The following is a 14,437-nucleotide window of genomic DNA, read 5'->3' on the forward strand; positions in this document are numbered from 1 at the left end:
AGGCTCGGATCGGTGAAAACGCGCTGTGTACTGGCGGTTCTGGTGCATTCGCTCGGTGAGCCGGTCTCCATGGACGCGTTGATCGACCGGGTCTGGGGCGATGATCAGCCCGAGTCGGCCGTGGGCACCATGCAGAGCTATGTGTCGAGGCTGCGCGGGCTGCTGCGCGACTCGGTCGGCGATCTCATCCAGGTGGAGCGCCCGTCGCCACGTCAGTACCAGCTCCGCATCGACGACCGTACCGACGTCGATGTCTCGCACTTCCAGCAGCTGCGCAAGGACGCCCGCGCGGCAGCCGGGCAGGGCAAGCGGGAGCTGGCGATCGGTCTGCTGCGCACGGCCGAGGACAGATGGCGCGGGGATCCGTTGCCCGAGTCCACGAGCGACTGGGCCGCCTCGGTACGGGGCCGGCTGGTGGAGGACCTGCGCCGGGTGCGGGAAGAACGCATCGGTCTGGAGCTGGAGTTGGGGCGGCACGCCGATCTCGTCGGTGAGCTGCACGGACTGGCGTCGGAGAATCCGCTGGCCCAGCAGGTGATCGCCGCACTGATGACGGCGCTGTACCGGTCCGGGCGGCACGACGAGGCGCTAGCCGTCTTCCGCACCACGCGGAGCCGGCTGCGCGACGGGCTCGGCATCGAGCCCGGTCCGGAGCTGCAGGAACTTCACCGGCGCATCCTCGGACAGGACCGTACACTCCTGGAGACGGCGGTGAGCGCAGACCGGCAGGCGGACCCGGGGCCGCGCAGCAATCTGCCGCGCGACAGCCGCGACTTCACCGGCCGTGCCGCCGAACTCCGGGTGCTGTTGGGCGAATCGGCACAGGCGGACGGCCGCGCCGCACGCGATTCCGGGCAGCCGGCCGACTCCGCCGCGTACGCGCTGCCGCTCACCGTCGTCCACGGCATGCCCGGCATCGGCAAGACCACGCTCGCGGTGCACGCCGCCCACCGGCTCCACGACGCCTACCCGGGAGGCCGGCTCTACGTCGATCTGCACGGGTTCGACGGGCAGGCGCCGTACGACCCCGCCGAGGCTCTCGCGGTGCTGTTGCACGCCGCCGGGGCCGGCGGTGATCTGCCGGACTCACTGGACGAGCGGGCGGCGCGGTGGCGCGAGTGGACGGCCCGTCACCGTGTGCTCGTGGTGCTGGACAACGCGCGGGACGCGGCCCAGGTGCGTCCGCTGCTGCCCGGCGCCGCGACCTGCCGGGCGATCGTGACCAGCCGGAGCCGGCTCGCCGGGCTCGACGGCACCTCCTCGCTCCTGGTGGAGGGGCTGTCCGACGAGGAGGCCGCCGCTCTCTTCACCCGGATCGCGGGCGCCGCCCGGGTCTCCGGCGCCCCCGAGGCGCTCGCGCTCGTGATCCGGGCCGCCGGCTGCCACCCCCTTCTCCTCCACTGGTTCGCCAGCCGCTTCCGGCACCGGGAGTCCTGGACCCTGCGCCATCTGCTGGACCGGCTGGCCGAGGCGGCCGACCCGCTGGACGAGTTCGACGACGGCGAGCTCGTCTCCGCGTTCCGCTTCTCGTACACCGAACTGGCGGACCCGACACAGACGTTGCTGCGCCACCTGGCGCTCCACCCCGGCCCGGACATCACGGTGACCGCAGCCACCGCTCTGGTCGGAGCGGACCCGGACGACGCCCGGATCCGCCGCGGCCTGGACGAACTCCACGACTTCCACCTCCTTGAGGAGCCCACCCCGGGCCGGTACCGGCTGCACGATCTCACCAGGGCCTTCGCGCTGCGCATGTTCGACCGGGCGGAGCCGGAGGAGTCCCGGGCCCGGGCGGCCGGCCGGCTGTTCGGCCACTACCTCACCACGGCGCACCACGCCGACCTGCACACCCATCCGCACCGCCGGAGACTGCCCGCGGGGCCCGAGTGCACCTCGGCGTACGCCACCGACTTCCGCGACGCCGACGACGCCTCGGCGTGGCTGGCCCGGGAGCGGGCCAACCTCCTCGCGGCCGCCCGTACGGCCGCCGACGAGGCGCCCGCGTACGCGGCTCTCTTCCCGCACGTGCTGGCGCCGGTGTTGAAGCACTGGGGCACCTGGGCGGTCACGAACGAGCTCTACGGAGCGGCCGTTCACGCCCTGCGCGCCCTCGGTACCCCGTACGCCCTCGCGCAGACGCTGATCGAGGCCGCCGACGTACTGGCGCAGACCGCTCCCGACGAGGCGTTGAACTGCGCGGGCGAGGCGCTGGAGCTCTTCCGCGGTCTCGGCCATCCGCACGGCTGCGCGGACGCCCTCTTCCAGGCGGGCCGGGCCCATCTGGCGGCGGGGCGCGGAGGGGCGTCGCTGCGCGTCCTCGACGAGGCCCTGACCGGGTACCGGCAGGTCGGGGACCGCGAGGGGGAGGCGGGCGCGCTGAACGTCCAGGGCGCGGCGTTCTTCCAGGCGGGCCGTCACGGGGAGGCGCTGGGCAGGGCACGGGCGATTCTCGGCATCTACGAGGAGACCGGAAACCTGCTCGGCCGGATCCACGCCCAGAACAACCTGGGCGAATTCCATCAGAGCCAGGGGCAGTACGAGGAGGCCCTCGCCCACTACGAACGCTCACTGGTGCTGGCGCAACGGCACGGCGGCCGGCAGGAACTGGACATCCTGGACACCAACATGGGGGCGGTCTACCAGGCGACCGGGCAGACCGCGCGGGCCCTGGCCTGCTTCCGGCGCTCCCTGGAGAGCCATCGCGCGCACGGCGACGCGCTGGGCGAGGTCAACACACTGATCAATCTGGGGACGATGTACGCGGAGACCGGACGCACCGGCGAGGCGCTCGCCCATTTCCGGACGGCCGGGGACGTGGCCCGCCGGATCGACAGCGGTTACGAGTACATGCGGGCCCTGCTCGGCGCGGCCGACGCCCACCGGGCGTCGGGGCAGTTCGCCACCGCGTCGCAGACGTACGAGCAGGCTCTGACGGCGGCCCGGAGGACCGGCTCCCTGCTCGGCTCGGCGCAGGCCCTTTCGGGCCTGGCGCACACGGCACTGGACACCCGCCGCTGGGGCCAGGCCCGGCGCCACGGCACCCGGGCGGTGGCGCTGTACCGGAGGCTGGAGGCATGGGAGGAGGCGGACGACCTGCGCCGGCGGCTCCTGGAACGCCCCGAGGTGACCGGCTCCTGAGCTGCTTCGCCCGGGAGCCGGACCTCGGTCAGGCGTCTACCACATCCACTGCTTCGTCTCCGCGCGCGCCATCACGACGACCGGGCCCCCGGTCGTCGGCTGCTCGACCACGGACCGGAGACCGGACACCGCTTCGCCCTGCGCATGGGCGAGTCCGCAGACACCCGGAGCGAAGACGGCGGCAGCGGCGACAGCGACCGCGAGGGCACGGAACCGGTTCTGGTTCATGGCTACAACATCCTTGTTGGATACACGACTTGAAAGATCCCCAGCCGATTTGCGGGGGACTCGGCGCGAGACATTACCGGGATCATGACAATGCGTACCAACATATTTACGCGGGCGTTCAACAGGTGACGGCAACGCTCGCGCGCCCCGTCACCCCACCGGCAGCCCCGGCGCCGGATACCCGTCAATCAGCTCCTTCACCTCCGCGCGCACCTTCTCGATCGCCGGCTCGTCCCCGGTGCGGGCGGCCTCGACGGCCCGGGTGATCCACTCCGCGACCGCGGCCATCTCCGAGGCCGGGACACCCCGGGAGGTCAGCGCCGGGGTGCCGATGCGGATGCCGGAGGGGTCGAAGGGCTTGCGGGGGTCGTAGGGGACGGTGTTGTGGTTGACGACGATTCCGGCCCGGTCCAGGGCCTTCGCCGCGGTCTTGCCGGGGACGCCGCGGGAGGTCAGGTCGATCAGCAGGAGGTGGTTGTCCGTGCCGCCGGAGACCAGGTCGAAGCCCCGGGAGGCCAACTCCTCGCCCAGCGTGCGGGCGTTGGTGACCACCTGGTGGGCGTAGGCGCGGAAGTCCGGGCCCGCGGCCTCCCTGAGCGCGACGGCGATCGCCGCCGTGGTCTGGTTGTGCGGGCCGCCCTGGAGGCCGGGGAAGACGGCGCGGTCGATGGCGCGGGCGTGTTCGGCCCGGCTCAGCAGCATCGCGCCGCGCGGGCCGCGCAGGGTCTTGTGGGTGGTGGTGGAGACGACGTCGGCGTACGGGGCGGGCGAGGGGTGCGCGCCGCCCGCGATCAGGCCGGCGATATGGGCGACGTCGGCGACCAGCACCGCGTCGACCTCGCGGGCGATCTCGGCGAAGCCCGCGAAGTCGACGGTCCTGGGCACGGCCGTACCGCCGCAGAAGATCAGCCGGGGGCGCTCCGCGCGGGCCAGGTCGCGCACCTCGTCCAGGTCCACCCGGCCGGTGTCGCGGCGTACGCCGTACTGCACGCCCCGGAACCAGGTGCCGGTCGCGGAGACGCCCCAGCCGTGGGTGAGGTGACCGCCCATCGGCAGTGACATGCCGAGGACGGTGTCGCCGGGCTTCAGGAACGCCAGGTAGACGGCGAGGTTGGCGGGCGAGCCGGAGTAGGGCTGGACGTTGGCGTGGTCCATGCGGAAGAGGGACGTGGCGCGTTCGGCGGCCAGCGTCTCCACCTGGTCGATGTTCTGCTGGCCCTCGTAGTACCGCTTGCCGGGGTAGCCCTCGGAGTACTTGTTCTGGAGCACGGTGCCGGACGCTTCGAGCACGGCGGCGGAGACGTAGTTCTCGCTGGGGATCAGGCGCAGGGTGTCCGCCTGGAGCTGCTCCTCGGCGGCCACCAGGGCGGCGAGCCGCGGGTCGGCGGCGGCCAGGGCGGGGTGGCGGGGGTGGGTGCGTACGGGTGCGGTCACGGGATCCTCCCGGGTCGGTCGCATCGTGGCGACGTGGACCCGGATGCCCAGGCGGACGGCCCTCCGGCGATGACGCCCCGGGCGGGCCCGGGGTGTGCCGCTCCCTCGTGGTCGATTCCACGGAGCACCCGTTGCCGGATGCGCGCCAGTCGCGGCACCGGCCACTTTATCGGGCACGGGGTCGCCCCGCCCGGTTTCCCGCCTCCCCCGCCGGGCCGGCCTCCCGTGGCCGGGCCCGCCCGACGAGGGTTCCACAACGGCGCATTTCGTGGATTTCTCGGCGAACTGCCCTGCGCATTGGTTCACTTGGTCGATTCTTGGTCAGTACATGCCCCTTACATGAGGTGTTCCTCGCCAGAGTGGCGCATTACATGTGCACAACATCCGGCACATGTAATCCACACGCGTAGACCCACATCGCAGGGGGTTGTATGAGATCCAGCCGCGCGAGAAGTCGCGCCGTGCTGAGCATGGCAGCGACGCTGCCGCTGCTGGCCGGCGCGCTCGCCCTCGGGATACCGAACGCCAGCGCCGACTCCGCGCCGGGCGGGCGGGACGCGCTGCAGGGCACCAAGCCCGCCTGGGCGACCGCCGGGGCGGACCTGGGAGCCACGTCGGACAGCGGCAAGGTCAGCGTCCGGGTCCATCTGGCCGGTCGGGACGCGAAGGGGCTGGCCGCCTATGCCGCGGCCGTCTCCGACCCGCAGTCCGCCTCGTACCGGAAGTTCCTGAGCGCCGATCAGGCACAGGCCCGGTTCGGGGCGACCCAGCAGCAGATCGACCAGGTCGGCCGGTGGCTGAGCTCGAACGGGCTGACCGTCACCGGCAGCAACCGGCACTACGTCTCGGCCACCGGTGAGGTCGCCGCCGCCGAGAAGGCGTTCGGCACCCAGCTGCGCAACTACCGCAAGGGCGGCCGCACCTACCGCGCCCCGGCCTCCACCGCCTCCGTGCCCGCCGCCCTGAGCGACGCCGTGCTCGCGGTCTCCGGCCTGGACAACGCGCCGCACAAGTCGAGCCACGACGAGGCGCTGCCGCCGCCGGACGCGGTGTTCCGCAACTCCGGCCCCTTCTCCACGTACTACGGCTCGAAGACCGCGTCGTCGCTGCCCAGCGCCTACGGGACCAAGGCGCCGTACGCCGTGAAGGGGTACACCGGCAAGCAGCTGCGCGCCGCCTACGGTGCGGGACGCTGGACCGGCAAGGGCGTCACCGTCGCGATCACCGACGCGTACGCCTCGCCGACCATCGCGAAGGACGCCGCCGAGTACGCCAAGCGCAACGGCGACGCCCCGTACCGTCGCGGGCAGCTCACGCAGGTGCTGCCGGACGACTACACGAGGACCGAGGAGTGCGGCGCGTCCGGCTGGTACGGCGAGGAGACCCTCGACGTGGAGGCCGTGCACGCGGTCGCGCCCGCCGCCGACATCGTGTACGTGGGTGGCGCCTCCTGCTACGACGCCGATCTGCTGGACTCACTGAACAAGGTCGTCGACCACCGGCTCGCCGACATCGTCTCCAACTCCTGGGGCGATGTGGAGGCCAATGAGACACCGGACGTCGCAGCCGCGTACGACCAGGTCTTCATGATGGGCGCGATCGAGGGCATCGGCTTCTACTTCTCCTCCGGCGACGACGGCGACAACGTCGCGTCGACGGGTACGAAGCAGATCGACGTACCGTCCAACTCCGCCTGGGTGACCTCCGTCGGCGGGACCGCGCTGGCGGTCGGCAAGCACGACAAGTACCAGTGGGAGACCGGCTGGGGCACGCTCAAGTCGAGCCTCTCCGAGGACGGGAAGAGCTGGGACGGCTTCCCGGGCGCGTACACCTCCGGCGCGGGCGGCGGCACCAGCTCGTCCGTGAAGCAGCCGTTCTACCAGCGCGGAGTCGTCCCCGACTCGCTCGCGCGGGCGAACGGGAAGCAGCGGATGCGCACGGCCCCGGACATCGCGGCCGTCGCGGACCCGAACACCGGCTTCCTGGTCGGCCAGACCCAGACGCTGCCCGACGGCTCGCTCGGCTACGACGAGTACCGCATCGGCGGTACGTCACTGGCCGCGCCGGTCATCGCCGGTGTCCAGGCGCTCGCCCAGCAGGCCGGGCACGGGCGGCCGCTCGGCTTCGCCAACCCGGCGATCTACGCCCGGTACGGCTCGAAGGCGTACCACGACGTCACCGACCACCCGCTGGGCCCGAACCGGGATCTCGCGGTGGTCCGGGTCGACTACGCCAACGGCGTGGACGCGGCGGACGGCCTGCTGACCTCGCTGCGGGGCCTGGGCAAGGACGCCTCGCTGAAGGCGGTCAGGGGATACGACGACGTGACGGGGGTCGGGACTCCGGCGGCCGGTTACGTGAACTCGTACCGCTTCCCGTTCCGCAGGCACTGAGCCACCGGTCCGGTACCGACGGCCGTCCCGGAGCACTGGCTCCGGGGCGGCCGTCGGCCGTGTGCACGGGGGCGCGTCCCGCGGATCAGGCCGAGGCGCGCTTGCGGGGGGCCGCCTTCTTCGCCGCCGGCTTCGGGTCCGCCTTCGCGGTGGTCTTCTTCGCCGCCGTCCCGGCGCCGGTCCGGCCGGCCGACTTCTTCGTCGACCGCGCGGCGGTCTTCTTGGCGGGCGCCCGGCCGGACGCGGGCTTCTTCGCGGCGGCCTTCTTCTTGGTGGCCGCGGTGGCCTTCTTCTTCGCCCCGGTGCCGCCGGACTTCTTGCGGCCGCTGAGGGAGGTGACCTCGGCGACCGGCGCGTCCGCCGCCTCCCCGGCCTCCGGCTCCTCGCCGCGAGCCTCCTTCGCCGCCCGGACGCTGCTCTCCAGAGCCGCGATCAGGTCGATGACCTTGCCACCGGAGTCGTCCGCCGCGGCGGGCTCCAGGGTCCGGCCGTCCGCCTTCGCGGCGATGAGCTCCTCGACCGCCTCGCGGTAGTCGTCGTGCAGCGAGTCCATGTCGACCTCGCCGAGGGTGTCCATCAGCGCGTCGGCCAGGTCGAGTTCGGCGTCCCGGACCGTGACCTCGGTCTCCGGGGCGACGCCCTCGGGGCTGCGGATCTCGTCCGGCCAGAGCAGGCCGTGCATGGCGATCACGTCGTCGACCACCCGGAGCATGCCCAGCCGCTCGCGGCCGCGCAGCGCGTACTTCGCCAGGGCGACCTTCTGGCTGCGCTTCAGCGCCTCACGGAGCAGGGTGTACGGCTTGGCCGCCGGGACTCCGTTGGCGGAGAGGTAGTACGCCGCGTCCATCTGGAGCGGGTCGATCGAGGCGGCCGGCACGAAGGCCACGATCTCGATCGTCTTCGCCGTGGGCAGCGGGAGCGAGCCGAGGTCCTCGTCGGTGATCGGGATCATCGAGCCGTCGGCCTCCTCGTACGCCTTCCCGATCTCGCCGGCGGAGACCTCCTGCTCGTCGATCTCGCAGACCTTGCGGTAGCGGATCCGACCGCCGTCGGCGAGATGGATCTGGCGGAAGGAGATCGAGTGGTTCTCCGTGGCGTTGACCAGCTTGATGGGGATGCTGACCAGCCCGAAGGAGATGGCGCCGTTCCAGATGGACCTCACCGTTCACCCCTTGTGTCCGCGTGGATACCGTCAAGTCCGCAAAGCGTGTGATTCTTATCGTATGACGCCGATCACAGAGGTGGCCGGGCGACGGCTGGCGCTCAGCAATCTCGACAAGGTGCTGTATCCGGCCACCGGGACCACCAAGGGCGAGGTGCTGCACTACTACGCGGCCACGGTCGCCGGGGCCCTGCTCGCCCAGCTGCGCGACCGGCCGGTGTCCTTCCTGCGCTATCCGGACGGGCCGGACGGACAGCGCTTCTTCACCAAGAATCCGCCGCCCGGTACGCCGTCCTGGGTACGGACCGCTCCGGTGCCGCACCACGAGGACAAGCAGGCCAGGCAGGTGGTCGTGGAGGATCTGGCCTCGCTGATGTGGGCGGCGAACCTGGTGGTGGAGTTCCACACCCCGCAGTGGCGGGCCGGCGCGCCGGGGATCGCCGACCGGATGGTGTTCGACCTGGACCCGGGCGCGCCCGCGACGGTCGTGGAGTGCTGTGCGGTGGCGCTGTGGCTGCGCGAGCAGCTGGCGGCGGACGGGCTGTGCGCGTACGGGAAGACGTCCGGGTCGAAGGGGCTGCATCTGCTCGTACCGCTGGAGCCGACCCCCTCCGAACGGGTGTCGGCGTACGCGAAGGAGCTGGCCGTCCGGGCGGAACAGGACCTTCCCGGCCTGGTCGTGCACCGGATGAAGCGGGCGCTGCGGCCGGGGAAGGTCTTCGTCGACTTCAGCCAGAACGCGGCGGCGAAGACCACCGCCACCCCCTACACGCTGCGCGCCCGGCCCGAACCGACGGTGTCCGCGCCGGTCACCTGGGCGGAGATCGAGCGGTGCCGGACCCCCGGCGAGCTGGTCTTTCCGCTGGGTGCGATGGGTGCGCGGCTGGAGCGGTACGGGGATCTGCTCGGGCCGCTGGCCGACCCGGACCGGGCCGGGCGCCTGCCGGCCGCCCGGTAGCGGCTCCTCCCCCTCCCCCGCCTGACGCTCCGTCATGTTCCCTCGGCCCCGGGCGGGAGCCATTCTTCGCCCCGTCATCGGAAGCGGCCGATTCTCGACGGTCCTCCGATAGCGCATGTCATGGACCTTTGTCATGCTCGCCAGGAAAAGACCGCATGTGGCGGGCGGATCGTCCGACCGGTGGTGCACACTCCTCGCAGACACTGCTTCGTTGAAATGCGTGGGGAGGCGATGGGGTGTTCGCAGGGATCGATGAGGTCGACTGGACCTCGATGGAACACGCCTACGGGCCGGCCGGTGATGTGCCTGCGATGCTGCGGGGTCTCGCGTCCGCGGATCCGGCGGAGCGCGAGGCGGCGCTGGACGGGATGTACGGGGCGGTTCACCACCAGGGTGATGTGTACGCCTGCACGCTGGCCAGCATTCCTTTCCTCTTCGAGCTGGTCGTGGATCCGGGCATCCAGGACCGGGGCAGCATCGTCGAACTTCTCACCAGCATCGGCGGTATCGATCTGGACGAGGACGACGAGGACGAGATCGGCGAGGACGAGTTCGAGGGCGCGGCCAACTACGCGATGGCGGCGACCGCCGTCACCGCGGGCGCCGGGGTCTTCTTCGAGCTGATGGCCGACGAGGACCCGGGGGTACGGCTCAACGCGCCCCTGGCGCTCGCCGCGCTGCACGGACATCCGGACAGGGTGCTCGCGCTGCTGCGGGAGCGTCTGCCGATCGAGCCGGACGAGGAGGTGCGGCTCGCCCTGGTGGAGGCCGCGGGGCGGGTCGCCCTGCGCCACCGGGCACTGGCCGGCCAGGCGGCGGCGTGGCTGAGCAGGCTGGCCGGCGAGGGGTTCCCGGCGGGGCTGCGGCTGGCCGCGCTGGCCCAGCTGGCCCGGTGCGCACCGGACGCGCTGCCCGGCGATGTCGTGCGGGTGGTGACGGGGCTGCTGCGGCAGCTGCGCTCGGTGCCCGCACGCAGGTCCGGGACCGCCCCCGCGGTCGACGCCCAGACCGGTGCGGCCGCTTCGGCCGAGGCGGTCGCGGCCGTCGACGCGTACCCGGACGCGGCCGGGGAGCCGCCCGCCGAGGAGCGGGTCGCGCCGGTGGCCCGGGTGGGCCAGTTGCGGGCACTGTCCGGCGAGGAGGCCCCGGTGCCCACCGCCCCCTGGACGGCGGATCTGCTGCGCACCCTGCACATCGGGCTGGACGACCGGGTCGCCGAGCGGACCGCACTGCTGACGGATCAGCTGCGCAGCCCGGACCACAGGCAGCGGATCGACGCGCTGCGGATGTGCAGCGGGCTGATCCGGACCTGGCGGGGCTCGTACGAGGAGCTCGTCCGGCTGGTCGGTGAGCAGCTCGCCACCCCCGAGCCACGGCTGGCCGAGGCCGCCTCGCACGTGCTGGAGGAGCTCTTCGGGCTCGCCGCGCCCGCCGCGGACGCGCTGGCGGCACGGGTGGCGGCGGATCCCGGGGCCTGGGTGCGGGACTGGCCGAGCGGGCCCCCGGCGCTGGGCAGTGCGGTGAAGGCGCTGGCCCGGCTGGGCGACGCCCGCGCCGTGCCCGCGCTGGCCGCCGCGCTGGAGCGGCCCGAGGTGCCGCACGACGTGGGCTTCGCCATCGGCTTCCTGGGAGCGGCGGCGGCCCCGCTGGCCGAGCTGCTGCGCCGCAGGCTCGGCGAGGTCCCGCTGGACGAGCGGGTGCACGACCGGGCGGGCCCGCTGCTCACCGGCCTGGCCGCGCTGCGGGCGGACGAGGCGCTGGGGGAGGTGTTGCGGGTGCTGCGCGGCGCGCCGGAGTTCCGGGGCGAGTGGCTGCGTACCGAGGCGCTGCGGGCACTCGGTTCGTTCGGGCCGGCGGCGCGCGGTGCCCTGCCGGAGCTGCGGGCGCTGCTGCGGAGCCCCGGGGCCACCTCGGCGACCGAGACCGCGAAGGCCCTGTGGGCGGTCGAGGGGGACGCCGATGCCGTGCTGCCGGTGCTGATCGAGGGGCTGCGGGCGGAGCGGGTGCACGAGCTCCGGTCGGCGGTGAACGCGCTGGGCGGGCTGGGGGTGCGGGCCATGGTGGTCGCGCCCCGGCTGCGGGCGCTGCTGGGGCACGACGAGCAGTGGCTGCGGGTGGACGCGGCGGTCGCGCTGTGGGACGTGTCCGGGCGGGCCCACGAGTCCGTGCCGGTGCTCCTGGCCGACTGGGAGAAGAATCATCATGTGCGCATCCGGGTGGCGGAAGGCCTGGCGCGGATGGGTGCCGCTGGTGCAGGGTCGGATGCGGCACGCGTGCTGCGCGCCGAACTCACCTCCGTACGCCGTCACAACGCGATGGACGGCGTGTTCGGCAGCCACGACACATACGAGGACGAAAAGCTGCTGGCGCTCTGCCGACAGGCGCTTCTGCGGGACACGGGGAAGGGACCCACAACATGATCATTTTCGGTACGCGAGGCTATCTGTACCAATTGGCGATACTGACGCTGGTCTGCGGCTGGTGCGGCAACCCGGCCGCGCACACGCTGCGCAAGAGGGTCACGAAGTTCACGCTGTTCTTCGTGCCGCTCTTCCCCTTCTCGACGAAGTTCGCGACCCAGTGCACGTTCTGCGGCGGTGAGCAGCAGATTCCCAAGGAGCAGGCCGACCAGCTGCTCGCCCAGCACGCGGCCTCCCAGCAGGGCAATCCGTACGGACAGCAGCAGGGGCAGCCGGGTTACGCGCCGAACGGGCAGGGCCAGAACCCGTACCAGAGCTGATCGGCACCTCAGCAGGAATACACCAAATAAACATATTCGCATTTGAACGGGCATAACGGACTCCCTTCCGAATAAGGTCATGAGAACTGGACCTCCGGAAGGGAGAGTCATGCGTCCGCGTCACCGGGTGCGGTGCCGCACGGCGGTGGCCCTCGGGGCCCTCGCCGGCCTGGCGCTGCTGACCGGCTGCGGCAGCGGCGGCGGGCTGCGGAGCGCCGGACGGACCCCCACCGCCGTGGGGCCCGCCAGGCTCTGGCCCTGGCTGCCGCCCGCCTCGGCCGCCCCGTACGACTACGGCGAGGGCGAGACCGCGCGCATCCCCGGCATCGAGGTGCCGGACGGCGATGTGCACCGGCTGGATCCGGTGGCGGTGGTGCGGGCGGGGCTGGCGGCCCGGCCCAACCGGTCCAGCGGCACGGCCGACCTCCCCGCCGACACCGTGAAGAAGATCAACGCCTGCCGGACCGAACCGGCTTCCTGTCCCGTGCTCCGGCCGTACTTCCGCGATCTGACGGGCGACGGCAAGGACGAGATGGTGCTCGGCATCCGGCTGGCCGACCACCAGCTCTCCGTACGGGTCTACATGCCCCGGGCGGGCGGGCTGACCCGGATCCTGTCCACCTCGGACGCGGTGATCAGCGTCGAGCTGGCCGGACGGGACCTGATCATGCGGGTGCCTTCGGCGATCACCGGGTACGAGTACCGCACCGCCTGGTCCTGGGACGCCCGGCAGCGGGCGATGCTGCCGACCCAGGACGAGATCCAGCGGATCCCGCCGTCCCGGACGCCGCAGCCGCGCCCCTCGGCCACCGCACCGCCCGCCCGGCCGACCGCCGCACCCGCCTCCCCCACCGCGGCGCCGTCCGCCGGGGTCTCCGCGGAGCGCCGGTGAGCCGGCCGGGACCCGGCACGAGTGGGCGGGCAGCGCGGCGGCGCCGCCCCCGGGTGCCGTCCTGGGCGGCGACGCTCACCTGGAAGTCGGCCGTCTTCCTCACCGTGATGTGCTGCGCGCTGGCCGCGCTGCTGGGCGCGCTGGTCCATGCCGGGGTGACCCATCAGACCGTCGACCGGGCCCGCGAGAAGGCCCTGTCCCGGCTGACGGACGTCACCGCCGCGTACGAGACCGGCGAGGCGCTGCCGCCGGGTTCCGGAATCGATCCGCCCGGACTGCCGGCCGCCCTGCGCGCCCTGGCCGCCGGGGGCCGGCGCGGCACGCTCGTCGGCGAGCACGACGGGCGTCCGGCCATGTGGGCGGCGGGCCCGGCGGACGGCCGCGCGCTGGCCACCCAGGTGGACTACACCCAGAGCGCCCGCACCATCGACAGCCTCGACGGGGCGATCCTCGTCTCCTCCCTGCTGGCCATCGGCGCCACCCTGCTGGTCGGCGTCTTCGCGGTCACCCGGGTCACCCGGCGGCTGCACCAGACGGCCCGGGTGGCCCGCCGGATCAGCGCCGGTGACCTCGACGCCCGCGTCCGTGACCCGCGCACGGCGGACCCCTCGCGCCCGCAGGACGAGGTGGCGATCGTCGCCGGGGCGCTGGACACGATGGCGTCCACGCTCCAGCGCAAGCTCCAGACCGAGCAGCGTTTCACCGCCGATGTGGCGCACGAACTGCGCACCCCGCTGACCGGCCTCTCGGCCGCCGCCGAGTTGCTGCCGCCGGGGCGGCCGTCCGAGCTGGTGCGGGACCGGGTCCGGGCGATGCGGGCGCTGACGGAGGATCTGCTGGAGATCTCCCGGCTGGACGCCCGTACGGAAGCGGTCGATCTCGATGTGTACGAACTGGTGCCGCTGGTCGAGCGGGTGGTGCGCGCGTCCGGGACCGGCACCGCGATCCATGCCGAACCCTCGGCGAGTGCCGCGCACGTACGCGTCGTGACCGACAGGCGGCGGCTGGAACGGGTGCTGGGCAATCTGATCGCCAACGCGCACCAGCACGGCCGGCCCCCGGTGGTGCTGACGGTCGACGGGCCGGTGGTGACCGTACGCGATCACGGCCCGGGTTTCCCGGACTACCTGCCGGCCGACGGCCCGCAGCGGTTCCGCACCGAGGCCGGCGGCAAGGGGCACGGACTCGGGCTGACCATCGCCGCCGGGCAGGCCGCGGTGATCGGCGCCGGCCTGGAGTTCCGCAACGCACCGGACGGCGGGGCGATGGCCCGGGTGACGCTGCCCGAGCACACCGGCCCGGACGACGGGGCGCCGGAATCCGGTACCGGCACGAAGTCCGCGCCCCGCCAGGAACAGTGACGGACCGTCGGAGCCCATACCGACCGCTACCACGCACCGACCACCACCGCACACCGGTCGGCCGTCCACCACCGCACCGCCGGACATACTTGCTACGACATAAGGGAAATAGCCACCGGCTCTTGCTACGT

At 72.8% G+C, this 14,437-nt stretch carries 10 protein-coding genes; 7 read left to right on the top strand and 3 right to left on the bottom strand.

Annotated features, from left to right (window positions below; translation table 11 throughout):
• Window positions 1-12: 12 nt before the first annotated feature.
• Window positions 13-3,138 carry an AfsR/SARP family transcriptional regulator gene (locus EES42_RS02185; protein WP_346775338.1) on the top strand — a complete coding sequence of 1,042 codons (3,126 nt, stop codon included), beginning with the start codon at window positions 13-15 and terminating at the stop codon, window positions 3,136-3,138.
• Between the two features lie 36 nt (window positions 3,139-3,174).
• Here EES42_RS02185 and EES42_RS02190 read toward each other — a convergent pair whose 3' ends face one another.
• A complete protein-coding gene (locus tag EES42_RS02190) occupies window positions 3,175-3,366 on the bottom strand; it encodes a hypothetical protein (protein WP_124716385.1) in 192 nt (63 codons plus the stop codon).
• A 150-nt stretch (window positions 3,367-3,516) separates the two neighbouring features.
• A complete protein-coding gene (gene glyA, locus EES42_RS02195; RefSeq protein ID WP_241196205.1) occupies window positions 3,517-4,800 on the bottom strand; it encodes a serine hydroxymethyltransferase in 1,284 nt (427 codons plus the stop codon).
• Between the two features lie 431 nt (window positions 4,801-5,231).
• On the opposite strand from glyA, the gene EES42_RS02200 reads away from it, so the two are divergent.
• Window positions 5,232-7,193, top strand: a complete 1,962-nt coding sequence (locus tag EES42_RS02200) for a S53 family peptidase (protein WP_124716387.1) — start codon at window positions 5,232-5,234, stop codon at window positions 7,191-7,193.
• 85 nt (window positions 7,194-7,278) lie between these two features.
• Here the strand turns inward: EES42_RS02200 and EES42_RS02205 are convergent, their stop codons facing one another.
• Window positions 7,279-8,355: a non-homologous end joining protein Ku gene (locus EES42_RS02205; protein ID WP_124716388.1), complete on the bottom strand. Its 1,077-nt coding sequence runs from the start codon at window positions 8,353-8,355 to the stop codon at window positions 7,279-7,281.
• Between the two features lie 61 nt (window positions 8,356-8,416).
• Between EES42_RS02205 and ligD the strand changes: the two genes are divergently transcribed.
• The 5 genes from ligD (at window position 8,417) to EES42_RS02230 (ending at window position 14,306) form a co-directional block, all read left to right on the top strand.
• Complete coding sequence (gene ligD, locus EES42_RS02210) at window positions 8,417-9,313, top strand: non-homologous end-joining DNA ligase (protein WP_124716389.1); 897 nt, start codon at window positions 8,417-8,419, stop codon at window positions 9,311-9,313.
• 236 nt (window positions 9,314-9,549) lie between these two features.
• Window positions 9,550-11,733, top strand: coding sequence for a HEAT repeat domain-containing protein (locus EES42_RS02215; RefSeq protein WP_124716390.1), 2,184 nt, complete (start codon window positions 9,550-9,552; stop codon window positions 11,731-11,733).
• Window positions 11,730-12,053: a zinc ribbon domain-containing protein gene (locus EES42_RS02220; RefSeq protein ID WP_124716391.1), complete on the top strand. Its 324-nt coding sequence runs from the start codon at window positions 11,730-11,732 to the stop codon at window positions 12,051-12,053. The genes EES42_RS02215 and EES42_RS02220 overlap by 4 nt, the downstream gene beginning before the upstream one ends.
• Before the next feature lie 109 nt (window positions 12,054-12,162).
• Complete coding sequence (locus EES42_RS02225) at window positions 12,163-12,945, top strand: hypothetical protein (protein ID WP_124716392.1); 783 nt, start codon at window positions 12,163-12,165, stop codon at window positions 12,943-12,945.
• Entirely contained in the window at window positions 12,942-14,306 is a 1,365-nt protein-coding gene (locus EES42_RS02230; protein ID WP_124716393.1) for a sensor histidine kinase, read from the top strand. Before EES42_RS02225 ends, EES42_RS02230 begins: the two co-directional genes overlap by 4 nt.
• Window positions 14,307-14,437 lie beyond the last annotated feature (131 nt).

It is taken from the genome of Streptomyces sp. ADI95-17, from assembly GCF_003846175.1.
Lineage (GTDB): Bacteria > Actinomycetota > Actinomycetes > Streptomycetales > Streptomycetaceae > Streptomyces > Streptomyces sanglieri.